Raw genomic sequence first — 22,332 nt, forward strand, 5'->3', positions numbered from 1 at the left:
GGTCAAGCGCTCGATCCGTGCTTGACCCTCCCATCGTTGGAAGCTTTAAGGTGGCTCCAGACCCTGACATGGAGATGTGCCGATGAGCAGCAGTACCCACCCGGGCGGCCCGGGTTCCGCCCCCGGCAGCGTGGATCTGACGATCGAAGGCATGACCTGCGCTTCCTGCGTGGGCCGTGTCGAGCGTGCGCTCAAGGCCGTCCCCGGCGTCACCCAGGCCAGCGTCAACCTGGCCACCGAGCGGGCCAGCGTGCACGCCGACGGCAACGTGCCGCGCGAGGCGCTGGTGCAGGCCATCCACAAGGCCGGCTACGAGGTCAGCGCGCCCGCCACGCAGGCGCTGGAACTGCTGATCGAAGGCATGACCTGCGCTTCCTGTGTGGGCCGTGTCGAGCGCGCGCTGAAGGCGGTGCCCGGCGTGCAGTCGGCCAGCGTCAACCTCGCCACCGAGCGCGCCAGCGTGCAGGGTAGTGCGGAGCCCGAGGCGCTGCTGGCGGCGATCAGCAAGGCCGGCTACACGGCCAGCGTGGTCGGCAGCGCCGGCAGCAACGAGGACCAGCAGGCGCAGCGGCATGCCGAGGAGCTGCGGGTGCTCAAGCGTGACCTGTGGCTGGCGGCGGCATTGACCCTGCCGGTGTTCCTGCTGGAAATGGGCGCGCACCTGGTACCGGCGTTCCATCACTACATCGCCGCCACCCTGGGCACCCAGAACAGCTGGCTGCTGCAATTCGTGCTGACCACGCTGGTCCTGGTTTTCCCGGGCCGCCGTTTCTACCAGAAGGGCATTCCGGCGCTGCTGCGCGCCGCACCGGACATGAACTCGCTGGTGGCGGTAGGCACCTTGGCGGCCTACGGCTACTCGCTGGTGGCCACCTTCCTGCCGCGGCTGCTGCCGGCTGGCACGGTGAACGTGTACTACGAAGCGGCGGCGGTGATCGTTACCTTGATCCTGCTCGGCCGCGTGCTGGAGGCCAAGGCCAAGGGCCGCACTTCCGAGGCGATCAAGCGCCTGCTCAAGCTGCAGGCCAAGACCGCGCGCGTGCGCCGCGATGGCAGCGTGGTTGAACTGCCGTTGGCGCAGATCGTCAGTGGCGACGTGATCGACGTGCGCCCCGGCGAACGCATCGCGGTGGATGGCGAGGTGGTGGACGGCGAAAGCTACGTCGACGAATCGATGATCAGCGGCGAGCCGGTGCCGGTGCAGAAAGCGCCGTGCAGCACGGTCATTGGTGGCACGGTCAACCAGACCGGTGCGCTCGGCGTGCGTGCCACCGCAGTAGGCGGGGCAACGGTGCTGGCGCAGATCATCCGCCTGGTGGAACAGGCGCAGAGTGCCAAACTGCCTATCCAGACCCTGGTCGATCGCATCACCCTGTGGTTCGTGCCGATCGTGATGGTGCTGGCGGTGCTGACTTTCGCGGTGTGGCTGCTGTTCGGCCCGGATCCGGCGCTGACCTTCGGCCTGGTCAATGCGGTGGCGGTGCTGATCATTGCCTGCCCGTGTGCGATGGGCCTGGCGACACCAACCTCGATCATGGTCGGTACCGGCCGTGGCGCCGAGCTGGGCGTGCTGTTCCGCAAGGGCGAGGCGCTGCAGCTGTTGAAGGAAGCGCAGGTGGTGGCGGTGGACAAGACCGGCACCCTGACCGAGGGCCGCCCGGTATTGACCGATCTGCAGCTGGCCGCAGGCTTCCAGCGCGGCGATGTGCTGGCACGCGTGGCGGCGGTGGAAGACCGCTCCGAGCATCCGATTGCCCGCGCCATCGTCACTGCCGCGCAGCAGGAAGGCCTGCAGCTGCCGGCCGTGGATGCGTTCGAATCGGTGACCGGTTATGGCGTGCGTGCGAACGTGGACGGCGTGCGCGTGGAAGTAGGCGCGGACCGCTTCATGCAGCAACTCGGCCTGGACGTGACGGTGTTCGCCGCCGATGCGCAGCGGCTGGGCGAGGAGGGCAAGAGCCCGCTGTATGCCGCGCTGGATGGCCGCCTGGCGGCGATCATCGCCGTCTCCGATCCGATCAAGCACGACACCCGTGCCGCCATCGCCAGCCTGCATGCGCTGGGCCTGAAGGTGGCGATGATCACTGGCGACAACCGCCGCACCGCCGAAGCCATCGCCCGTCAGCTGGGCATCGACGAAGTGGTGGCCGAAGTGCTGCCGGAAGGCAAGGTGGATGCGGTGCGCCGGCTCAAGGCCGCGCATGGCCGGCTGGCCTATGTCGGCGACGGCATCAATGATGCGCCGGCACTGGCCGAGGCCGATGTCGGCATGGCGATCGGCACCGGCACCGATGTGGCGATCGAGGCCGCTGACGTGGTGCTGATGTCAGGCAGCCTGCAGGGCGTTCCCAACGCCATCGCGCTGAGCAAGGCGACGATGGGTAATATCCGCCAGAACCTGTTCTGGGCCTTCGCCTACAACACCGCGCTGATTCCGGTTGCTGCCGGCGTGTTGTATCCGGTCTGGGGCATCCTGCTGTCACCGGTGTTCGCGGCCGGGGCGATGGCCTTGTCGTCGGTATTCGTGCTCGGCAATGCGCTGCGGTTGAAGCGTTTCCGTGCACCACAGAGCGAGGCGTGAGGAGCGATGATGATGGATGAAGGCATGAACATCGGCCAGGCCGCCAAGGCCACCGGCATCTCGGCCAAGATGATCCGCTACTACGAGGACACCGGCCTGATCGGGCCGGTGGCTCGCACCGATGCCGGTTACCGCGTGTATACGCCACGCGACATCCACACCCTGGGCTTCATCAAGCGTTCGCGCGACATGGGCTTCAGCGTGGAGCGCATCGGTGAACTGCTGGAGCTGTGGCGCGACCGCTCGCGGCACAGCGCCGATGTGAAGCGCATGGCGCTGGAGCACGTGCAGGTGCTGCAGCAGCGCATCGCCGAGCTGCAGGACATGGTGCAGACGGTGCAGGCGCTGGCCAGCTGCTGCGCCGGCGACGAGCGCCCGGATTGCCCGATCCTGCGCGACATCGAGACCGGCGTGCCACTGCACGACGCGGCGCTGCCGACCACCTTTGGCGGCGTTGCCGCTGGCAAGCGTTCACGCTGAATATTGCGTGTATTTGCTTAAATGAATTCGATTCAACGTGCACGCGCCCCGCGCGTGCCAGAAATCGCCTGAATGGACGCCAAAAATCGACGTTTTATTGCAGGGCCTGTTTCAGGGTTTGTTGGGGCGGCTAACGGAAAACTTACATCCGGACGCAGACAGCTCTTTGTTGTCGTGCCATCAAGCTCAGTAATGCAGAGGTAGTACCCCATGAAGACTTCGTTGATTGCCCTGGCGCTGGTTGCCGCCCTTCCGTTCGCCGCTTCTGCTGCTGACGGCCTGTCCTACAACTATGCCGAAGCCGATTACGCCAAGACCTCGGCTGACGGCAAGGCCGAAGGTTGGGGTGTGAAGGGTTCCTACGCCTTCCTGCCGAATTTCCACGCTTTTGGCGAATACACCCGTCAGGAAATCTCGCACACCAACCTTGACGTCGACCAGTGGCGCGTCGGTGCCGGTTTCAACAAGGAAATCGCCCCGACCACCGACTTCGTTGCTCGCGTGGCTTACGAAAAGTACGACGAAAAGTTTGCCCAGGGCCTGGATTTCAACGGCTACAGCGCTGAAGCCGGTATCCGCACCGCCTTCGGCAAGCACGCCGAAGTGTATGCAATGGCTGGCTACGAAGATTTCAGCAAGAAGCACGGCATCAGCCCGGAAGGTGACTTCTACGGCCGCCTTGGTGGCCAGGTGAAGTTGAACCAGAACTGGGGCATCAACGGCGACATCAAGATGTTCAACAACGGTGACAAGCAGTGGACCGTGGGTCCGCGCTTCAGCTGGTAATACGTACAAGGCGCTTTGGCGTCATGTAGCGAAGAAAGGCCCGGCTTATGCCGGGCCTTTTCTTTTGGGTTGGTTTTGGGTTTTGAATTTCCAGCCAGGAGCTTCCCCTCACCCCAACCCCCGCGCCCCGGCCCTTGCGCTGGCGCAAGGGCGTTCGAATGGCTGCGAACCTTTGGTTCGCGGGCAGCCCTTCTCACCCCGTAAATGGGAGAGGAGCTAATGCACTAGCAGCCGACGCGATCCGAGCCCCTCTCCCGCGTGCGGGAGAGGGGTTGGGGTGAGGGGAAGCTCTTGCTCTGCTTCATGTAACGCCACTGCAACCAAACTGCAGCAAAGTGCGCCTCAACCGGCATCGGCCGGAAGGACCTTGAGCATGAAAACCCGCCTGCTGCTTGCCGTAACCCTGCTGTCGATCACCCCGCTGGCCTGGAGCCAGCAGCGCGACTACCTGCCGCTGGAGCAGCGCCTGAGCGCGGAGCAGCTTCAGCAGGTCGGCCTGAGTGCGCAGCAGCTGCAGCTGCTCAATCGCATGCTCAGCGAAACCGCGCCGCTTGCAGCCGTTGCCGCCACGCCCACGCCTGCCCCCATGCAGATCGGCCTGGAGGAAGGCCCGGTGCACAGCCGGGTACAAGGCGCGGTGGAAGGCTGGGAGCCGGGCACCGTGTTCGTGCTCGCCAACGGCCAGCAGTGGAAGGTGCTCAAGGGCCAGATGCGCCTGCGCACTACCTTGCAGTCGCCTGAAATCGAAGTGATCCCCGGCATCGCCGGACGCTGGTTCCTGCAGGTGGATGAAGACCTGCCGAAGGCCCGCGTTTACCGGATTCTGTAAGCGCCGGATGGAGCGCGCCCAAGCCATCATCTTGTGGGAGCGGCGTAAGCCGCGAAGCCACAATTGTTTTCGAAGCAGCGATCTACACTATCCCCGACGAAGCCAAGCCTTTGCGGGCTGCAGGATTCGTTGTTTCGCGGCTTACGCCGCTCCCACAAGGCAAGAGAGCAGGGGAGCGGTGGCAGCGAGGCCTTACGCCGGGCGCACGCGCTGGGTCAGGCCCTTGAGGAAATTGCGCAGGGCCTGGTCGCCGCATTCGCGGTAATTCTTGTGGTCCGGCTGGCGGAACAATGCCGACAGCTCCGGCTTGGACATCGGGAAGCCCGCCGCCTCGAAGATCGCATGCATGTCCATGTCCTTCAGTTCAAAGGCCACGCGCAGCTTCTTCAGCACGATATTGTTGGTGATGCGCTTTTCCGGCGGGCGCTGCGGCTGCGATTCGTCGCGGCCACGGTAGTGGTAGATCAGGCCATCCAGAAAGCGCGACAACACCGCGTCCGGGCAGGCTTCAAACAACGGCTCGTCATCCTTGCGCAGGAAATCGTGCACCTGTGCCGCGTCCACCTCGAAGCTGGGATCGGCCAAGTGAATGGTGTCCACCACCATGCTGTCGCTGAGGTCGAGCATGTAGCGGATGCTGCGCAGTACGTCGTTGTTGATCATTGCCACTCCGGAACCACCGCGGCGGAACTGCCGGCGGGCGCATAGTGTAACGCCGTGCCCACGCCGCCCCGGCCTACAATCGGCGCTGGTTCAGCCAGAACGGTCCGCATGCGTCTTCCCGCCCCTGATCCCACCGCGCCGGCCTTGGCGGCCGCTGCCCCGTTGCGCCCGGCGGGCAGGCCATGAGCCTGCGCGCGATCCTGCACCTGTGCCTGCATGTGGCGGTGCCGGCGCTGCTGGCCTGGTTGTTCTGGCGGCCGCAGTTCGGCAAGGCCTGGATGCTGCTGTTGTTGGGCTGGGTGATCGACCTGGACCACCTGCTGGCCGATCCGATCTACGCGCCGGGCCGTTGCAGCATCGGCTTCCATCCGCTGCACACCGCGCCGGCCATCGTGCTGTATGCGGGTTTGACCCTGCCCAAACGGACCCGTCTGTTCGGCATCGGGCTGCTGGTGCATATCGCGCTGGATGCGCTGGATTGCCTGTGGATGCGCGCCAGCACCTGAGCGGTGCCGGGTTCGGGCTTGCTTACCAGCCGCCCCAGGGGCCGGGGCCGAAGCCAGGACCGGGGCCATATCCATACGGGCCCGGGCCTTCGCTCTTGCTCATGTGGATGTTCAGGTTGATGCGGCGGCTTTCGCCTTCATCGTTGTTGTAGTTCTTGCCCAGGTTCAGGTCCACAGCCTGCCAGTTGCTGTTGCCGTAGCCCTTGGAATAACCCATGCCGGCGCTGACCGCGCCGTGCACCTGCAGTTTGTCGTCCATCACCTGGGCGCCGGGCTGGTCCTTGCGCGGTGCGGGGCCGCTCTTGTCACCGTAGTAGGTGCCCGGTGCATCGCCCTTGTAGTCGGTGTCGCCCAGGTAGCGCAGCGGTGCCTGCGGCACGCTCAGGTCCAGGCCGCCCGGTGCGGTTGCGGTGTCCTGCGCCATGGCGATGGCCGGGGCCAGCAGCAGTAGCGCGGATAGGAAGGTTCGGATCATGGTGCAACCGCTCCGTACAGGGCCGCACCGTGATGGCGAGCCAGCCTGAACGCTACCAGAAATGATTTGAATGATGGCTGTCGGTTGCCCCTCCGCTGCCAGCGGCTTCAGTCCAGCCGCTGGAACGAAAACAGCTGCGCCAGCGGATGCCGGCGGCGCTCGATTGCCGCACGCACCAGGCCGGCGCCGATCATCGAATAGGTGATGCCGTTGCCGCCGTACGCCATGGCGAACTGCACACGCGGGCCCCATTGCGGATGCGCGCCGAAGAACGGCAGGCCGTCTTCGGTTTCGGCAAAGGTGCCGGCCCAGGCGAAGGTGGGTTGGATCGGCAGCTGCGGGAACAATTTGCCGACCTTGTCGGCCAGGCGCCGCGCCTTTCGGTCGACCTGTGCATCGCGCCGCAGTGGCAGATCGACGGCGTCGTCCTCGCCACCGATCAACAGGCGGTCGTCGGCGGTGCTGCGCAGGTAGAGATAGGGGCGGGCGGTCTCCCACATCATGGTGTCGCGCAACGGCCCCAGTGTGTCGGTGGGCAGCGGATCGGTGACGAAGGCGTAGCTGCTGCGGTTGCGTGCGACACGCTGCTGCAGCCAGTGCTGGGTGGCGTAACCGGCAGCGATGACCAGGTGCCGGCAGCGGATGTTGACGCCGTCGGTGGTGCGCAGATGCACCTGCCGCGCGCTGCTTTCGATATGACTCACGCGGCAGCGGTCATGCACACGGCCGCCCTGCGCCTGCACCCGGTCCAGCAGGCGGTAGGCCATGCGGTAGGGGTCCATGCTGGCTGCCGGGGTGGTCAGAATGGCGCCGGGCGCGCTGAAGCCATAGTCCTCGGCAACGCCTTGCGCATCGAGCCAGTCCACCGCGAAACCGTGCCTGGCGCGCAGCTCGAATTCCTCGAGCAACGGGCGCAGGTCGCGGCGCCGACTGGCGTAGTACAGGCTCTGCGCGCTGCGGAAGTCGACCTCGCCTACCTGCGTGGCCAGTACCCGCAGGTCGTTGATGGCCTGCGCGCAGGCACGGTAGGCCAGCAGCGCCGCGTCCAGCCCATAGCGCTTGGCCAGCTCACGCAACGGCGTGTCGATTTCATACTGCAGCAAGGCAGTGCTGGCGGCGGTGGAGCCCCAGCCGATATCGCGTTGCTCGATGACCGCCACTTCATGGCCATGCTGCACGAGCTGGTCGGCGATCAGCGCGGCGGTGATGCCGCCGCCGATCACCGCTACCTCGCATTGCAGGTCCTGCTGCAAGGGCGGGAACGCCTGCATCAAACCGTTCCTGATGGCCCAGAACGGGTAACCACTTTTCAAATCCATGCCGGCCTCCGCGCCGTTGCAGTCCAGGTCAGGCGGTCGGGTGGCCGGTATGCGGGGGGAAGATCAACGGGCTGGTATCAAAGCCCTGCTGCTGCGCATAGGCGATGTAGTGGTCGCGGGTAGTGGCGTCCATCTGTGGCAGGCGCGCAAGCAGCCACAGGTATTTGCGGTCCGGGCTGCCCACCAGTGCGGTGGTGTAGGCCTCATCCAGCTGCATGATCCAGTAGTCGCCCTTGGTGAAGGGTATCCAGCGCAGGCCTTCGGGCAGGAAGGTGACTTCCAGCTTGCTGTTGCTGTCATCGATGGGCTTGGCCTGGCCGATGGATTCCTCCAGGTTGCCGGCACGCAGGCAGCGGTTCTGCACCCGCACGCTGCCATCTTCGTTGAGCGAATAGTGGGCACTGATGTCGGTGCCGTCTTCGGGTTCGTGGCGCATCGGCAGGCGTGCCACTTCGTACCAGGTGCCCAGGTAGCGCTGCAGGTCCACATGCGCAACGGTTGCCAGGGGAGAATGTTCAGTCATGGTGCTCTCTTCAGCGTTGGCGCAGGCCGCTGCGCCGGGGCACCAGCTATAGGCCAGTGCCGGTTAAGGCGCTGTGCCGGGCAGGTCGACAGGCCATTCACTGAATCCTCACCATCGCCGGCAGCGTGTCTTCGCGCCGGGCAAACATGGCTGCGCTAGGCTGGCCACATCCGAAAACGGGAGTTCTCCATGTTTGTCGTGATCCTGCTCAAGGGGCAGAGCCGCTATGCGCGTGAACGCTGGGACCAGCTGCCCAAGGTGGTCGAGTACGAAGGCCACGGGTTTTCACTGCGCGCCGGGCCCCACCCGCCCCAGCCCAGCAGCGGGGCGCGGGAACAGGTGGCGGTGTATGCGCCGGCCGAACTGACCGAACAGGAATTCCAGGAGATCTACGAGCTCAACTGCGGTCATATCGCCGAGCTTGCGTTGAAATGAACACCGCGTTGGCGCGGTTTTGCAGGATGTGAACGCGTGCTGACATATAGTGCGCTGCAGGCGCGGTAGTCCGCGCGATCCGGTTGCCCTGCCTTGCCTGCCCAACGTTTCCTGCGTCCGCTGCGCACGCTGCTGTTTGTATTTCTGATCGTCCAGGCTGGCTTGCTTGCCAGTGGTCCGGCGTTGGCGGCGGTGGGGGACGCGGCGGCCGATAGCAGCCCGCAGGCGCGCATTGAACAGGCCTCGCGGGTGATCGAGTCGGTCAAGCGCGCGGTCAACGATGCCGATGCCCCGGAAACCCTGAAAACGCTCGCCGAGCGCGCCAGCCAGGCGCAGCGCGAGGCCGAGGCCAGCGTGCTTGCCCTGCAGCCGGAGCTGAACCAGCTCGATGCCCGCATCGAACAGCTGGGGCCAGCGCCGGAAGCTGGCGAAGAGCCCGACATCGCCCGCCAGCGCAAGCTGCTGGACCAGCAGCGCAGCCAGATCGATGCCGACATCAAGCGCGGCAAGCTGCTGGCCGAGGATGCCAAGCAGGCGACCGAATCAATTGAAAAAACCCGCGCCCAGCAGTTCGGCGAACAGCTTGGCCGCAAGGTGGGTTCACCCTTGTCACCGGCATTGTGGCGCGAGTTTGCCGAACACCTGCCGGACGACTATGCGCGTTTCCAGGCGTTGTACCGGCAGGCCAGTACTGCCTTGCTGAAAGCGGTAAACAAGCACGGCTGGGGCACGCCGATTTCGGGTGCGGTAGTGGCATTGCTGCTGCTGTTCCCGCTGCGCATCTGGCTGCGTCACCTGGGCCGGCGCTATGCGGCCTCCGAACGTGCGCCGGCCGGGCGCCTGCGCCGCACCGGCCTTGCGGTATGGCTGTTGCTGGTAGGCACCATGCTGCCGGGCCTGGCGGCCACGGTGCTGGTGGCCAGCCTGCAGGCTATCGATGCGGTCGCGCCACGGCTGGAATCGGTAGCCAACACCTTTGTCACGGCAACCTTTGTGGCCGCCTTCATCGGTGCGGTGGCTGCCTGCCTGCTGGTGCCATCGCGGCCCACCTGGCGTCTGCTGGATATCGATGATGTGGCCGCGGCACGCCTGCGCCGCTTTGCCTGGGGCGCGGCCAGCCTGACCTGGCTGACCATGCTGCTGCGCGAGGTCAACCGCGCGGCGCGCACCTCGGCAGTGGGCACGGTGACCCTGGACGGCTTGATCGCGCTGACCTACGTGGTGCTGATCATGAGCATGCTGGCCACGCTGGCCGCCCTGCACCGGCGCCGCGCGGCCGAGGCGGCACGGGCCGAGCATGAGGAAGCGGCCGGTGGCCGCACGCCCAGGGCACCGCGCAGCGGTTGGCTGATCGTCGCGCGCCTGGGTGGCTACCTCAGCATTTCCGCCGCGTTGCTGGCCACCTTGCTCGGCTATCTGAATTTCGCCATGTTCACCGCCCAGCAGATGGTGTGGGGCACGGTGATCGTGCTGGCCACCACGCTGCTGATGCGGTTTGCCGATGACTTCGCGTTGTGGCTGCTGGCGCCGGACAGTACGGTCGGGCGCATGTTGCGCCTGTCCACCGGGCTGTCGGCCAGCCGGCTTGAGCAGGCTGGGGTGTTGTTGTCGGCCACCGCGCGGGTTGCACTGGTGATGCTGGGGATCACCGCCTTTGTTGCGCCGTTCGGCAATGTCAGTGCGCTGTACAGCTGGCTGGAGCGGCTGTCGGCCGGAATCAGGATCGGCGGCAGCCTGCTGACGCCGACATCGATCTTCAGTGCGCTGCTGGTGCTGGCTTTGGGGCTGACGCTGATGCGCGTGGTGCAGCGCTGGCTGGTGGATACCTACCTGCCCAAGACCGAGCTGGACACCGGTGCGCGCAATTCGATCAGCACCGTGGCCCATTACTTGGGCATCGTGCTGGCCGCGTTGTGGGCGTTGGCGGCCTTGGGGATTGGTTTTGAGAAGCTCGCGCTGCTCGCCAGTGCCTTGTCGGTGGGTATCGGTTTCGGCCTGCAGGCGATCACCCAGAACTTCGTATCCGGCCTGATCCTGCTCGCCGAACGGCCGGTGAAGATCGGCGACTGGGTCAAGATCGGCGACCAGGAAGGCGACATCCGCCGCATCTCGGTGCGCTCGACCGAGATCCAGGTGGGCGATCGTTCGACCTTGATCGTGCCCAACTCGGAGCTGATCACCAAGACCATCCGCAACATGACCATGGCAAATGCGTTGGGCCGCATCCAGGTGCAGTTTTCGGTACCGCTGGGCACCAACATGGGGCAGTTGCGCAGCTTGTTGCTGGGGATCTATGCGGCCAACGAGAGCGTGCTGATCGACCCGGCGCCGTCGTTCTTCGTTGATTCGATCAGCGGCGGCCAGGTGGCGGTGAACAGCTTTGCCTATGTGTCATCGGCGCGGAATGTATACGGCACGCGCAGCGATGTGTTGTTTGCCCTGCTGGAACAGACTGCCGCTGCCGGCATCGCGCTGGTTACACCCACCGACATCCATCTGGTGCGCGACCCGGAGCAGTGATCGCGCGCTGTTGGATTGTAGGAGCGGCGTCAGCCTGTAGGAGTGGCGTAAGCCGCGAAGCTGACGGTCCATCAGATTGCAGGTGTATCGGTAACTGCGGCTTTCCCGGCGTCGCGGCTTACGCCGCTCCTACAAGGGAGCGGCGTGTGTGGCCAAATCCATCAGCCGCGATTGGTTGTGTGAGCGGCGTAAGCCGCGAAGCTGACGGTCCATCAGATTTCAGGCGGATCGGAAGCTGCAGCATTCCCGGCTTCGCGGCTTACGCCGCTCCTACAAGGGAGCGGCGGGTGCGACCAAATCCATCAGCCGCGTTTGGTTGTAGGAGCGGCGTCGGCCGCGAAGCTGACGGTCCATCAGATTGCAGGTGTATCGGTAACTGCGGCTTTCCCGGCTTCGCGGCTTACGCCGCTCCCACAAGGGAGCGGCGTGTGTGGCCAAATCCATCAGTCGCGTTTGGTTGTGGGAGCGGCGTAAGCCGCGAAGCTGACGATCCATCAGATTGCAGGCGAATTGGGGTAGCTGCAGCATTGCTGGTTTCGCGGCTTACGCCGCTCCTACAAGGTTATGCCGCTCCCACAGACAGCCTCGCCGCCTCGTCACGACCTCGGGTGGTCGCTGGTGGGAACCAGCGCATAGTCGTCGAGTGCCAGCTGTTCGGCGTGGTTGAGCCAGGCGCGGATTTCCAGATCGTCGATTTCCTGGTCCACGCCCAGCGGCATGCGGATGCGGCCTTCGCTGTCTGCCTGCACCCATTGCTGGGCGACCACCACCTGGCGCTTGGAAGACACCGCCTCCACCCAGAACGCGCGCGTCGGCCGCTGGGCGGCGTACAACTCCAGCACGTACTGGCCGGGGCCGGCATGACGCGGCTTCTGGCTGATCATGCGTGACTGGCGCACGCTCGGGCGCGGTCCGCTGAAGGCCTGCAGCGGTGCATCCACGGCAATGCCACGGCGCAGCTGCGCATCGCGGTACAGACGCATGCCTTGATCGCTGTCGAGCAGCAGTGCGCACCACTGGCCATCAGCCGAACCATCCTCAAATGCGGTGCAACGGTCGACATAGGCCAGGCGATGCTGCGGATCGGCTTCCTCGAACTTGCGCGTGGTGTTTTCCAGGTACACCGATTTCAGGTCCCACTGCTGGTCGTATTCCAGCAGTACCGGCGGCTGCACTTTCTGCACGCCCACCAGCAGCTGGTCCTGCTCCAGCCGCAGCATGCGGGTCTGTTCGCCCAGCCACAGCGAGCGCGCGAAGGCGCTGTAGCGGGCGTAGGCCAGGGTGTCGCCACCGGTGGCGGCAACGCTGGCACTGGCCGGGCGCTGCGGGTTCAACAGCGAGCGGCCGAAGCCAATCGCATCAATGGCTGGATCCAGCAACTGCAGGGCGGTGGCACCCGAGTCCAGGGTGGTGCCGGCCTGCACGTTTATCTGGCGCGGCTGCAGCTTGTTGCCGAGGAACAGCAACAGGTTCTCGCGCTGCTGCTGTTCCAGCACATGGCTCAGGTCGTTGGGCATGGCCAGGTGATCGGAGGCCACCACCACCAGCGTGTTGTCGGCGAACTGGCTGCTGCGGATGCGGTCCACCAGGCGCGAGATCAACCTGTCGCTGCACTTGAGCGCATTGAGCAGGCCGATGTTGCCGTGCGCGCTGCGATAGCGGGTGTTCTTGCACGCCACCGGCAGGTGACCGGCCGGATGGTGGGTGTCCATGGTCAGCGCGGTCAGCATGAACGGCTGGCCGCGCGCGGACAGTTCCAGGAAACGTTCGTAGGCACGCTCCAGCAACACGTCATCGTGCACGCCCCAGTTGGAGAAGTGCTGCTTGGCGATCTTCTGCTGCTGGAACCATTCCAGATCGCGCACGTCGTCAAAACCGTGCGAGCCCAGGAAGTCGGCCTTGGCCGCGAACTGGCCGTTCGCGCCGCCGAGGTAGTGGTTGCTGTAGCCCTGCTGCTTCAGATAGTCGCCAAGGCAGAAAGCCTCCGGCAGAAAGCGGCCCATCCGCCCCATGCTGTTCTCGTCGCCCTGCGCGGTGGTCAGCGGTACGCCACACATGGATGAGACCAGGCCAGCGATGGTCCAGCCACTGCCATCGGCCGAGGCGATGTTGCGGAAATCCAGGCCTTCGCCGGCAAGCCGGGTGAGGTTGGGCATCAGGCCGGGGAACACGGCCTCATTCAGATAGGTGCGTTCCAGGCTTTCGCCGTAGATCCAGACGATATTCGGACGTTGTGCCAGCGGTTTGGAAGGCAGCTGGTACTCCGGCGCCACCACGCTGTAATCCACCGGCTGCATCTGCTGGTGGATGCGCTTGGCATCGGTGTACAAAGGGCTGAGCAGCACGGTGCTCAGCAACAGCGCCGCAAACCCGGCAAATACCGGCAGGCCATGCCGCGGCAGCTGCAGGCGGCGCACGCGCAGCAGCAGCAAGGGCGTAAGCGAGAGCAGCAACAGTGCGATGAAGCCGATGATGTAGGCGCTGAAGTCGCCGACACCGGCACCTTCCATGTCGCTGCGCAGGTGATACAGCGTGGCCGAATTGATGCCATCGCCGCTGAGCTGGTCGATCAGCCACCAGCCGCTCATGGCCAGCAACAACAGTGACAGCAGCCCTGCCTTCAGCCGGGCCAGAGTGGGTGACAACATCAACAATACAAACAGTGCTGCCAGAGACAGCCAGATGATCCAATGCATGCGGTCACGTGGGTAGCGGAGACAGGGGCACAACGGCTGGGCCGTTGTCGCCTGCCACACCACTGTGTCAGTGGTGTGGCTGAGGTCATTGGATGTTGCCTGCCGTAACCTGACTGAAATGTTCGGACAGCGGCCTTGTATTCAGCATCTGTGACAAGACGCTTATCGCTGCGAAAACGAGGTGAGGCGAGGTGAGAAAGTGTGCTTTTGCTGGCGCTATACAGCCGCGCAGCAGCAGACTGCGCCGCAGCGACGTCGCCTGGCCAAACCCGCAGTACACCATGTCCAGTGACGTAGCCCGGGTAAGCGCAGCGCACCCGGGGCATGCAACATCCAACGCAGCGCAGCGATGATCGAAGCGATGCCTTGCACTGATTAAATCAGCAAGATTCGATCGCACGGCTGCTGTAGTCGTGCGGGCGTTGCGTGGTCCCGGGTGCGCTGCGCTTACCCGGGCTACGTGGACTCTTCGGTGTTCAGCGGTGGCCGCGTTCTTCGCGTGCGCGGGCGCGGGTGCGGCGATCGAACAGCAACGCGCTGACAATCAGGCCCAGTCCGATGAACACGCCCAGCAGGAACAACACCATCGCAAAGGCCGGGTAGCCAAACAGGTTCCAGTGCGTCGGTACCCGCATCAGCAGGGTGGAAGAAAGCAGCAGCGCGGCGGTGATCAGGCCGGCGGCGATGCGGTTGGCAACCTTCTGTATGTTCTCCATCAGCCGCGACTCGTCCAGCCCGGTGACCTTCATCTGCAGCCGGTTCTCGGCGAGCAGGCTGAGGATATCGGACATGCGCCGTGGCCCGTTGCGCAGCAGCTGCTGCAGTTCCATCGCCTCGCTGGCCAGATTGGCGGCCGACAATGATTTGCGGAAATGCGCGCGCATCACATGCTGCAGCTGTTTTTCGACCACGCGCCGGGTTTTCATTTCCGGGGCGAGGAAACGGCAGACGCCTTCCAGGTTGAGCAGGGCCTTGCCCAGCAGGCTCAGCTCCGGCGGCGTACGCAGGTTGCTGGTGGTGGCGATGCGCACGATCTCCAGCACCACGTGGCCTTCGGACAAGGTGCCGTTGGCGGCGTAGCGGGCAATCATCTGCCCGGTTTCGCGCAGATAGCGCTCCTCGTCGTAGTCCTCGAGGCGGGTGCTGATGCCGATGATCTCATCGGCCACTTCCTCGCCACGGCCATCCACCGCGGCGAACAACACCTTGAGCAGACGCTGGCGCAGCCGCGGTGGCACATGCGCCACCATGCCCAGGTCGAAGATCGCCAGTTGCCCCTGCGGGGTCACCCGCAGGTTGCCCGGATGCGGATCGGCATGGATTTCGCCATGCACGAAGATCTGGTCCAGATAGCCGCGTACCAGCGCGGCGGCCAGCGGTACCATTGATTGTTCGGTGCGGCGCACCTGCGGAATGGCGTCCACGCGCACGCCGTGCACCAGTTCCATCGTCAGTACACGCCGCCCGCACAGGTCCCACACCGGCTGCGGCACCCATAGCTCGGGGTAGGGCGCCAGATGCTGGCCGAAACGCGCCAGGTTGGCGGCTTCGGCTTCGTAGTCCAGCTCCATCCGCAGGGTCTTGGCGAATTCGCCCAGCCAGTCGGAGAAACGCACCTTGCGGCCGACCCGGGTGAGGTGGTCGGCGGCACTGGCAAAGCTGCGCAGCACGCCGATATCCGAACGCAGCTGGGCCGCGATATCGGGCTTCTGCACCTTGATGGCCACCTCGCGGCCGTCGTGCAGCTCGGCCCGGTGAACCTGGGCGATGGACGCGCAGCCCAGCGGTTCCGGGTCGAACCAGGCAAACAGTTTGTTGACCGGCGCGCCCAGGTCGTCCTCGATCACCGCGCGGATCTGTTCCACCGGGATTGGCGCCACCTGCTCCTGCATGCGTTCCAGCGCCGCCACGTATTCGGGCGGAATCATGTCCGGGCGGGTGGACAGCACCTGTCCCAGCTTGACGAAGGTGGTGCCCAGCGCCTCCAGGTCGGCGACGAACTGGGTGGGGTTGCCGGCGGCCGGCGGCCGGCCCAGGCGTGGAATTTCGCCATCCAGGGAGATGCCGGAGAACACGCCCGAGTTGCGGTAGCGCAGCAGCAGCCGCACGATCTGTTGGCGTCGGCTGTTGCCGCCTACGGTGGTCGGGCTTTCGCTGCTGGTCGCTTCCATCAAACGGGTATCTCCCTGTCGGCAGAACCCGCAGTGTGGCCGGTGGCGGGTTGAAGAGGAGTGAATGCGCGACCGCTGGCCCCGCTTGCGCCGTGAATGAGTGAGAATCCCCCTTCCCCTGACCTATGACCTGACGGTGACCCATGGCTGGAGCCAGCCTGTTTGCCCTGCTCGACGATATTGCCGCCTTGCTGGATGACGTTTCCATCCTCACCAAGGTCGCAGCCAAGAAGACCGCCGGCGTGCTCGGCGACGACCTGGCCTTGAACGCCCAGCAGGTGACCGGCGTCAACGCCAACCGCGAGTTGCCGGTGGTGTGGGCGGTGGCCAAAGGCTCGCTGCTCAACAAGGCCATCCTGGTGCCGGCGGCGCTGGCGATCAGCGCCTGGCTGCCGTGGGCGATCACTCCGCTGATGATGATCGGCGGCGCCTTCCTCTGCTATGAGGGCGTTGAAAAACTGGCGCACAAGTTCCTGCATTCCAAGGACGAGGACGAGACCCGCAAGGCCGAACGGCTGAAGGCCATCGCCGATGAGAAGGTCGACCTTGTGGCGTTCGAGAAGGACAAGATCAAGGGCGCGGTGCGCACCGATTTCATCCTTTCGGCCGAGATCATCGTGCTGTCGCTGGGTGTGGTGTCGCACGCGCCATTCGGCCAGCAGGTGGCGACGCTGGTGGCGATTGCGCTGGGCATGACGGTCTTCGTCTATGGCCTGGTCGCCGGCATCGTCAAGCTTGATGACATAGGTGCCTGGTTGCTGGACAAGGGCCGTGTACTGGCGGCGTTTGGTCGCGGCCTGCTGTATGCCACGCCGTGGCTGATGCGCGGTCTGTCGGTGGCCGGTACGGCGGCGATGTTCCTGGTCGGCGGCGGCATCCTGGTGCACGCGATTCCGGCCCTGCATCACTTCGTGATCGGCTTGGCACCGTCCAATCTGGAATGGCTGGCCAATGCACTGGGCAGCGTGGTGGTGGGCGTGATCATCGGGGTGGTGGTGCTGACCGTGGTGACCTTGATCCAGCGCATGCGTGGGGCGAAAGCGGCGCATTGAATCTGCTTTTTGTAGGAGCGGCGTCAGCCGCGAAGCCGGCAATCTTTCCGACACAGGTTCTGCAGGCAAACAGCCTGCAGCCGGAAGCATTCTCTGCTTCGCGGCTGACGCCGCTCCCACAATCACAACCGCTGCAACAGCACTCAAGCCATGCTTTGCTGCAACTAGCACACCAAGCGGTTGTTGCTGTGTTGTGGGAGCGGTGTAAACCGCGAAGCTGGCAATGTTTCCGATACATGTTCTGCAGGTAAACAGACTGCAGTCGGAAGCATTCTCTGCTTCGCGGCTGACGCCGCTCCTGCAACTGCAGCTGCAATCATTGGCCTTGCTGCAACTCCTGCAATTGCTGTTGTGCGCGATGCAGTGACTGCCCGGAGAGGCTGTCCAGCAGGCGCTGCAGCCGGTGGTCGGCGGGCAGGCGCTGCACCATCCAACGTGCTGCAGCAGCGCTGACCAGCATCATCACCACGCCGAAGCCCAGCGTGCCGAGAAACCACGCCGGCGCCAGCGCATACAGGTCCACGCCCAGCCATTGCATGCCCAGCCACTGCAGGGCCAGCAGCCACAGCCAGAACCAGGGCAGGCCCAGGCCAAGTTCGGTCACTGCGGTGAAGCGGCGCAGGCGTGCCAGCCGTTGTTGCTGGATCAGCACCGGTGCCTCGGCCCTGTCCACATGCACGGCAAGCAGGGCGCGGGTGATCGAGACCCAGATCGCGGCTATGCCGTAGACATGCAGGGCCAGCCCGGTCAGCAGGAGCTGCGGCACCTGCCGGTGCTCGACCCAGAAACCGGCAGCCAGCGCGGTCATCACGATCCACACCAGCAGCCAGACCACCTGCAGGCCGCCGAACCAGCGCAGGCGGCGACGCACGGCGTGCTGGCGCGGTTGCTGCCAGGCCTGCAGGGCCTGCGCTTCCAGCTGATCGATACGGTGCGCCTGCTGTGCCCAGGCGGCTTTGAGTTCGTCCAGTTGCATGCTGTCAGTCTCGCGAGTTGGGCGCAGGCAGCGCCGCTGGGTCGGGGTTGAAGCGGCTGCGCAGTTGCTGGCGCAGCCGGTGCAGGCGGGTGGCGGCATTGCTGGCGCTGATGCCCAGCACCTCGCCGATCTGGCGGTGGCTGCAGTCATCCAGGTGCAGCAGCAACAGCGCCCGGTCCAGCGCCGGCAGGGCGTGGATCAGCTGGTTGAGCTGGGCCAGGCTGGCATTGTCTTCGGCGTTGTCGACGACGCTGGCGTGCGCATCCTCCAGCGCCACATCGCTGTGGTACTGGCGGCGCAGCGCGTGGCCACGCAGCTGCGAAATGGCGATGTTCAGGGCGATGCGGTACAGCCAGGTGCTGAACTGTGCGCGCTGGGGATCGAAGCCGGGGAAGGCGCGCCAGGCCTGGGTGCTGATCTCCTGGATCAGGTCGCTGCGGTCCTCGCGGTTTGCGCAGTAGCCACGCGCCACCTTGAGCACGATGCCCTGGTGCTGGCCCAGCAGGTGGGCAAAGCGCTGTTGCAGATCGACGATGGAGTCGGTGGCGGTGATGTCCATGCCCGGGTGATTCGCACCAGCGCAGCAGATATCACAGCCACGCGCAGTTTGCCGCCGGTGCTGCCGCCTAGTCCGCCGGCAGCACTTGGTTGCCGCCGACCCGCTTGGCCGCATACAGGGCCTGGTCGGCGCGTTGCAGCAGGGCCTGCAGGGCTTCGCCGGGCTGGGCCTGGGCGACGCCGGCGCTGAAACGCACCTGCACCCGCTGTTCTTCATGCAGGAACGGGCGTTGCGTCAACTGCTGCTGCAGCTGACGCAGGGTTTCCAGCGCGGCGGCACGGGTCAGGCCGGGCAGCACCAGCACGAATTCATCACCGCCGAGCCGGGCCAGGCAATCGCGGCCGCGCAGGCGTTGCTGGGTGATCGCCACAAGATGGCGCAGGGCCTGGTCGCCGCCGGCATGGCCGTGCTCGGCGTTGGTCCGGGCGAAGTGGTCCAGATCCAGCATGGCCACGCTCAACGGCGTGTTCGGGTCGGCCAGCAATTGACCCAACTGCTGTTCCAGCCCGCGCCGGTTCAAGGCGCCGGTCAGGGGATCGGTGCGCAGCTGGCTGCCGGCTTCTTCCAGCTCGCGTTCCAGCTGCTGCACGCGCTGCTCGGCGGCCTTGGCCTCGGCGCGGGCATTGGCCAGGTGATCGCGCGCGCGCGCGGCCTGCGCCTGCACCCGCGCGGTGTCCTGCAGCACGTCCTGCAGCAGCTGGGTGAGGTCGGAAATACTGCGGGTCTGGCGCACGGCGATGGCATAGCTGGCGATGCGGTCGTGGAATTCGCCGGTTTCGGTGACCATGCCGTCCACCTGCTGCACGAAGTCCACCATCAGGTCCTTCATCGCCTGCTTGGATTGGTCGATGCCTTCGCGCAGCAGGCCTTGCCGGTAGATCACCTCGCGCAGGTCGTTGCGGGTCTGTTCCAGCGAGCTGGCATCCAGCGGCCCGGCCAACAGCTGGCGGATGGCACGGATCTGGCCTTGCAGCCAGCTGTCGCCATCGAGCAGCTCGGCGATGTTCTCCAGCAGCATGTCGAACAGATTGAGCAGCAGATCGCGTTGTTCCTGCAGGCTGCTGCTGCGCACGCCGACCTGGTGGCAAAGTTCGCGCAGGTGCACGGCGACCGGCTGCAGCGGTTGGCCGCTGCGCCAGCTGCGCAGTTCCTCGCCCATGCGCTGGGCCTGCTGTTCCAGTTCGGGCGACTGCTGCAGCAGGCTGGCCAGCACCGCGCCGAGGGTGTCGCGCAGCATGTCGCGCAGCTGCTCGGCCTGGCTGTTGCGGGTGTTGGACGCTTCCAGCTCAACGGTGCGGATGTATTTGTCAATCAGCTGCCGCAGCAGCCGCCCGTAGCGCTCCCAGTCCTTTTCGGCGTGCGCGCTGTGCAGGCGCTGGCCCATGTCACCCAGCTCACCGGGCAGGGTACACATGCCTTGAGCGAATGCCGCCAACACCGATTCCGGTGCCGTGGCGCCGACGAACAGGCGCTGCAGCATCGCCGTGCCCGCACCGCCACTGGCGACCACCTCGACGGCCGCAACCGCCTGCTGCGTGGGCCGGCGCGCCAGGATGCGGCCCAGCCCGCTGCTGCGGGAGGTGGAGGAATCGTCGGGGCTATCGGCCATGGCGAGGAGGTCCGGGCGGGTTGCGGCGGCGCCTGTGCGCAACCGGAGGTGGTATCCAAGCCCCATTATCGGCAAGGTAACAGCGGGCTTGAATTGCAGCTGATCACAGGAACACATCATGCAGGTATTGCTGGCTGGCGCGACCGGCCTGGTCGGGGCGCAGGTATTGCAGCGGTTGCTGGCCGATCCCCGCTGCAGCGGGGTGATCGCGCCCACCCGGCGCGCGTTGCCGCGCACCGACGGCCGGCTGCTGAACCCGGTACTGGATTTCGAGAACATCACAGCGCTGGCGCAGGACTGGCGGGTGGAGGCGGCGATCTGCGCGCTCGGCTCGACGATGAAGCAGGCCGGCTCGCGCGAGGCGTTCCAGCGGATCGATCACGGGTATCCGCTGGCCATCGCGCGGGCGGTGCGCGGCAATGGCTGCGAGGTATTCGCGCTGAACTCGGCGGCCGGTGCCAATCCGCGTGCACCGTTTTTCTACAGTCGGGTAAAAGGCGCGTTGGAGCAGGACCTGCGCGCGCTGGGGTTTGCCTCGTTGACCCTGGTCCGCCCGGGCCTGATTGGCGGCGAACGTGCACAGCCGCGTACCGGGGAGCATCTTGCCAGCGTGGTATTGGGCGCGCTGGCGCCGGTGCTGCCGCGCGCGTGGCGGATCAACCCGGCCACGCGGATTGCCGAAGCACTGGTGGAGGCGGCATTGAATCCGCAGCCCGGTGTGCACATCGTGGGCTCGGCAGAGTTGGTGTGAGGTCTTGTTGAGCGCGTTTTTGTAGGAGCGGCGTCAGCCGCGAAGCCGGGGATCTGTGAGTACACCGGCTTCGCGGCTGACACCGCTCCCACAAACAGCCTGCAAGGCTCAGGCCGGCAGCGACTGCCCGCCATCCACCGCCAGCACCTGGCCGGTGATCCAACGCGCCGCCGGTGAGCACAGGAACACTGCCGTGCTGGCCACATCTTCGACGTTGCCAAAACCGCCGAACGGGATCTTGTCTTGGATCTGCTTGTACAGCGCGGGCGCGTTGCTGCGGCGCTGGTCCCACAGGCCGCCGGGGAACTCGATCGAGCCCGGTGCCAGTGCATTGACCCGGATACGTTCGCGCGCAAGCTCGGTGGCCAGCGACACGGTGTAATAGTTCAGTGCGGCTTTTGCAGCGGAATAGGCCGCCGCGCGCGGTGTAGGCACCGAGGCGTTGATCGAGCTGATATTGAGGATGGCCGGCAGCGTACTGTTGCGCAGATGGGGCAGGGCGGCGCGGCTGGCGCGCACTGCGGCCATCAGGTCGATATCGAAACCGGCCTGCCAGCTGGCATCGTCATTGCCGTTGCCATAGCCGGAGGCATTGTTGATGAGGATGTCGACGCCGCCCAGCTCGGCTGCAGCGGTATCGATCCAGGCCTGGATCTGCAGTGGATCGGCCAGATCGCAGCTGTAGTGATGCACCGCTGCAGCGCCATCTGCGTGCAGCATTGCGGCAGCGTCCTGCAAGGCAGCCACACCACGCGCGCAGATGCTGAGTTTCGCGCCTTCGCGGGCAAACGCCTGGGCGATGCCCAGGCCGATGCCGCGGCTGCCGCCGGCAACCAGGACGCGTGCATTTTGGAGGGTCAACGGGGAGTTCATTGCTGCGGTTCCGGTGGGCGGAGACCGCACATTATCGCCGTGTTGCCGGTTGCAGGCGGGCAACGCGCTGTTCCGCTCAGGGCAGGCCGGGCACGTTCAAGGACGCGAACAGATCGTTCTGTGCCTTCTTGGCCAGCGAGCGCGGCAGCTTGGCGATGAAGGTGTCGCCGGTGAGCGCCATGTCTCCGCGCAGGATGAAGCCATTGATCTGGGTATAGCTCTTGACGCTGTACTTGCGCCCTTCCTGGCTCACTTCCAGGTACATCGGCGAGGTAAGGATGTTGTTGCCTTTGCGATAGACGCGGGTGCCATCAACGTCCCTGACCATGCGGTAGCCATGCGTGTTCGCCCAGGCATCCACCTTGGCCATCACGTTCTCATCGGAGGTGAAGGTGGTCAGGTCATGCGGTCGGCCGCTGTTCCTGGCCATCAATGCGAGGATGTTGACGGCAGCCAGGCCACCCAGCCCGCCGACGATCATTCCGGTGATCAAACCCATGCGTACCGCTCCTTGAAAGTTGAACGTCC

Annotated in this window: 20 protein-coding genes; 9 read left to right on the forward strand and 11 right to left on the reverse strand. The window is 65.4% G+C overall.

Annotated features, from left to right (window positions below):
• Nucleotides 1-82 precede the first annotated feature (82 nt).
• The 4 genes from BCV67_RS11540 (at nucleotide 83) to BCV67_RS11555 (ending at nucleotide 4,676) form a co-directional block, all read left to right on the forward strand.
• Nucleotides 83-2,581 carry a heavy metal translocating P-type ATPase gene (locus BCV67_RS11540; RefSeq protein WP_062170239.1) on the forward strand — a complete coding sequence of 833 codons (2,499 nt, stop codon included), beginning with the start codon at nucleotides 83-85 and terminating at the stop codon, nucleotides 2,579-2,581.
• Nucleotides 2,582-2,605: 24 nt separating this feature from the next.
• The gene (gene cueR, locus BCV67_RS11545; RefSeq protein WP_062171846.1) at nucleotides 2,606-3,061 is read left to right on the forward strand and encodes a Cu(I)-responsive transcriptional regulator; all 456 of its coding nucleotides are present in this window, start codon (nucleotides 2,606-2,608) and stop codon (nucleotides 3,059-3,061) included.
• 210 nt (nucleotides 3,062-3,271) lie between these two features.
• On the forward strand, nucleotides 3,272-3,847 hold the full coding sequence (locus BCV67_RS11550; protein WP_057626483.1) for an Ax21 family protein: 576 nt from the start codon (nucleotides 3,272-3,274) through the stop codon (nucleotides 3,845-3,847).
• A 373-nt stretch (nucleotides 3,848-4,220) separates the two neighbouring features.
• Nucleotides 4,221-4,676 (forward strand): hypothetical protein, encoded by a 456-nt coding sequence (locus tag BCV67_RS11555; protein ID WP_062170237.1) that lies wholly within the window; start codon nucleotides 4,221-4,223, stop codon nucleotides 4,674-4,676.
• A gap of 192 nt (nucleotides 4,677-4,868) precedes the next feature.
• Here BCV67_RS11555 and BCV67_RS11560 read toward each other — a convergent pair whose 3' ends face one another.
• The gene (locus tag BCV67_RS11560; RefSeq protein WP_057626481.1) at nucleotides 4,869-5,339 is read right to left on the reverse strand and encodes a DUF1456 family protein; all 471 of its coding nucleotides are present in this window, start codon (nucleotides 5,337-5,339) and stop codon (nucleotides 4,869-4,871) included.
• A 182-nt stretch (nucleotides 5,340-5,521) separates the two neighbouring features.
• On the opposite strand from BCV67_RS11560, the gene BCV67_RS11565 reads away from it, so the two are divergent.
• Complete coding sequence (locus tag BCV67_RS11565) at nucleotides 5,522-5,845, forward strand: DUF6122 family protein (RefSeq protein ID WP_062170235.1); 324 nt, start codon at nucleotides 5,522-5,524, stop codon at nucleotides 5,843-5,845.
• Between the two features lie 22 nt (nucleotides 5,846-5,867).
• Here the strand turns inward: BCV67_RS11565 and BCV67_RS11570 are convergent, their stop codons facing one another.
• From BCV67_RS11570 to BCV67_RS11580, 3 genes are all read right to left on the reverse strand, one after another.
• Nucleotides 5,868-6,320, reverse strand: coding sequence for a hypothetical protein (locus tag BCV67_RS11570; RefSeq protein ID WP_062170233.1), 453 nt, complete (start codon nucleotides 6,318-6,320; stop codon nucleotides 5,868-5,870).
• 107 nt (nucleotides 6,321-6,427) lie between these two features.
• Nucleotides 6,428-7,639, reverse strand: a complete 1,212-nt coding sequence (locus BCV67_RS11575; RefSeq protein WP_062170231.1) for an NAD(P)/FAD-dependent oxidoreductase — start codon at nucleotides 7,637-7,639, stop codon at nucleotides 6,428-6,430.
• 28 nt (nucleotides 7,640-7,667) lie between these two features.
• A complete protein-coding gene (locus BCV67_RS11580; RefSeq protein WP_062170229.1) occupies nucleotides 7,668-8,162 on the reverse strand; it encodes a lipocalin family protein in 495 nt (164 codons plus the stop codon).
• A 189-nt stretch (nucleotides 8,163-8,351) separates the two neighbouring features.
• Between BCV67_RS11580 and BCV67_RS11585 the strand changes: the two genes are divergently transcribed.
• A complete protein-coding gene (locus tag BCV67_RS11585) occupies nucleotides 8,352-8,597 on the forward strand; it encodes a hypothetical protein (RefSeq protein ID WP_062170227.1) in 246 nt (81 codons plus the stop codon).
• A gap of 93 nt (nucleotides 8,598-8,690) precedes the next feature.
• Nucleotides 8,691-11,117, forward strand: coding sequence for a DUF3772 domain-containing protein (locus BCV67_RS11590; protein WP_062170225.1), 2,427 nt, complete (start codon nucleotides 8,691-8,693; stop codon nucleotides 11,115-11,117).
• 596 nt (nucleotides 11,118-11,713) lie between these two features.
• Here BCV67_RS11590 and BCV67_RS11595 read toward each other — a convergent pair.
• Nucleotides 11,714-13,813: a phosphoglycerol transferase I gene (locus tag BCV67_RS11595; protein WP_062170223.1), complete on the reverse strand. Its 2,100-nt coding sequence runs from the start codon at nucleotides 13,811-13,813 to the stop codon at nucleotides 11,714-11,716.
• A 476-nt stretch (nucleotides 13,814-14,289) separates the two neighbouring features.
• Complete coding sequence (locus BCV67_RS11600; RefSeq protein WP_062170221.1) at nucleotides 14,290-15,984, reverse strand: ABC1 kinase family protein; 1,695 nt, start codon at nucleotides 15,982-15,984, stop codon at nucleotides 14,290-14,292.
• A gap of 143 nt (nucleotides 15,985-16,127) precedes the next feature.
• On the opposite strand from BCV67_RS11600, the gene BCV67_RS11605 reads away from it, so the two are divergent.
• Entirely contained in the window at nucleotides 16,128-17,036 is a 909-nt protein-coding gene (locus BCV67_RS11605) for a DUF808 domain-containing protein (RefSeq protein ID WP_062170220.1), read from the forward strand.
• 316 nt (nucleotides 17,037-17,352) lie between these two features.
• On the opposite strand, the gene BCV67_RS11610 is transcribed toward BCV67_RS11605, so the two are convergent.
• The 3 genes from BCV67_RS11610 to BCV67_RS11620 form a co-directional block, all read right to left on the reverse strand.
• Nucleotides 17,353-18,012, reverse strand: a complete 660-nt coding sequence (locus BCV67_RS11610) for a hypothetical protein (protein ID WP_062170218.1) — start codon at nucleotides 18,010-18,012, stop codon at nucleotides 17,353-17,355.
• A 4-nt stretch (nucleotides 18,013-18,016) separates the two neighbouring features.
• Nucleotides 18,017-18,571 carry an RNA polymerase sigma factor gene (locus tag BCV67_RS11615; protein WP_062170216.1) on the reverse strand — a complete coding sequence of 185 codons (555 nt, stop codon included), beginning with the start codon at nucleotides 18,569-18,571 and terminating at the stop codon, nucleotides 18,017-18,019.
• A 67-nt stretch (nucleotides 18,572-18,638) separates the two neighbouring features.
• Nucleotides 18,639-20,180 (reverse strand): GGDEF domain-containing protein, encoded by a 1,542-nt coding sequence (locus BCV67_RS11620; protein ID WP_062170214.1) that lies wholly within the window; start codon nucleotides 20,178-20,180, stop codon nucleotides 18,639-18,641.
• A 118-nt stretch (nucleotides 20,181-20,298) separates the two neighbouring features.
• On the opposite strand from BCV67_RS11620, the gene BCV67_RS11625 reads away from it, so the two are divergent.
• A complete protein-coding gene (locus BCV67_RS11625) occupies nucleotides 20,299-20,931 on the forward strand; it encodes an NAD-dependent epimerase/dehydratase family protein (RefSeq protein ID WP_062170212.1) in 633 nt (210 codons plus the stop codon).
• Between the two features lie 108 nt (nucleotides 20,932-21,039).
• Here BCV67_RS11625 and BCV67_RS11630 read toward each other — a convergent pair whose 3' ends face one another.
• Both BCV67_RS11630 and BCV67_RS11635 read right to left on the reverse strand, forming a co-directional pair.
• Nucleotides 21,040-21,804, reverse strand: coding sequence for an SDR family NAD(P)-dependent oxidoreductase (locus tag BCV67_RS11630; RefSeq protein ID WP_062170210.1), 765 nt, complete (start codon nucleotides 21,802-21,804; stop codon nucleotides 21,040-21,042).
• Nucleotides 21,805-21,880: 76 nt separating this feature from the next.
• Nucleotides 21,881-22,303 carry a hypothetical protein gene (locus BCV67_RS11635; protein ID WP_062170208.1) on the reverse strand — a complete coding sequence of 141 codons (423 nt, stop codon included), beginning with the start codon at nucleotides 22,301-22,303 and terminating at the stop codon, nucleotides 21,881-21,883.
• Nucleotides 22,304-22,332: the final 29 nt, after the last annotated feature.

Source organism: Stenotrophomonas nitritireducens (assembly GCF_001700965.1).
Taxonomy (GTDB): domain Bacteria; phylum Pseudomonadota; class Gammaproteobacteria; order Xanthomonadales; family Xanthomonadaceae; genus Stenotrophomonas; species Stenotrophomonas nitritireducens_A.

Bases quoted from the DNA above. Each gene is read 5' to 3' on its own strand.
- BCV67_RS11625 (WP_062170212.1), top strand. From the start codon at position 20,299: ATGCAGGTATTGCTGGCTGGCGCGACCGGCCTGGTCGGGGCGCAGGTA.
- cueR (WP_062171846.1), top strand. From the start codon at position 2,606: ATGAACATCGGCCAGGCCGCCAAGGCCACCGGCATCTCGGCCAAGATG.
- BCV67_RS11565 (WP_062170235.1), top strand. From the start codon at position 5,522: ATGAGCCTGCGCGCGATCCTGCACCTGTGCCTGCATGTGGCGGTGCCG.
- BCV67_RS11600 (WP_062170221.1), bottom strand. From the start codon at position 15,984: ATGGAAGCGACCAGCAGCGAAAGCCCGACCACCGTAGGCGGCAACAGC.
- BCV67_RS11540 (WP_062170239.1), top strand. From the start codon at position 83: ATGAGCAGCAGTACCCACCCGGGCGGCCCGGGTTCCGCCCCCGGCAGC.
- BCV67_RS11570 (WP_062170233.1), bottom strand. From the start codon at position 6,320: ATGATCCGAACCTTCCTATCCGCGCTACTGCTGCTGGCCCCGGCCATC.
- BCV67_RS11555 (WP_062170237.1), top strand. From the start codon at position 4,221: ATGAAAACCCGCCTGCTGCTTGCCGTAACCCTGCTGTCGATCACCCCG.
- BCV67_RS11605 (WP_062170220.1), top strand. From the start codon at position 16,128: ATGGCTGGAGCCAGCCTGTTTGCCCTGCTCGACGATATTGCCGCCTTG.
- BCV67_RS11550 (WP_057626483.1), top strand. From the start codon at position 3,272: ATGAAGACTTCGTTGATTGCCCTGGCGCTGGTTGCCGCCCTTCCGTTC.
- BCV67_RS11615 (WP_062170216.1), bottom strand. From the start codon at position 18,571: ATGGACATCACCGCCACCGACTCCATCGTCGATCTGCAACAGCGCTTT.
- BCV67_RS11610 (WP_062170218.1), bottom strand. From the start codon at position 18,012: ATGCAACTGGACGAACTCAAAGCCGCCTGGGCACAGCAGGCGCACCGT.
- BCV67_RS11620 (WP_062170214.1), bottom strand. From the start codon at position 20,180: ATGGCCGATAGCCCCGACGATTCCTCCACCTCCCGCAGCAGCGGGCTG.
- BCV67_RS11635 (WP_062170208.1), bottom strand. From the start codon at position 22,303: ATGGGTTTGATCACCGGAATGATCGTCGGCGGGCTGGGTGGCCTGGCT.
- BCV67_RS11575 (WP_062170231.1), bottom strand. From the start codon at position 7,639: ATGGATTTGAAAAGTGGTTACCCGTTCTGGGCCATCAGGAACGGTTTG.
- BCV67_RS11560 (WP_057626481.1), bottom strand. From the start codon at position 5,339: ATGATCAACAACGACGTACTGCGCAGCATCCGCTACATGCTCGACCTC.
- BCV67_RS11630 (WP_062170210.1), bottom strand. From the start codon at position 21,804: ATGAACTCCCCGTTGACCCTCCAAAATGCACGCGTCCTGGTTGCCGGC.
- BCV67_RS11580 (WP_062170229.1), bottom strand. From the start codon at position 8,162: ATGACTGAACATTCTCCCCTGGCAACCGTTGCGCATGTGGACCTGCAG.
- BCV67_RS11595 (WP_062170223.1), bottom strand. From the start codon at position 13,813: ATGCATTGGATCATCTGGCTGTCTCTGGCAGCACTGTTTGTATTGTTG.
- BCV67_RS11585 (WP_062170227.1), top strand. From the start codon at position 8,352: ATGTTTGTCGTGATCCTGCTCAAGGGGCAGAGCCGCTATGCGCGTGAA.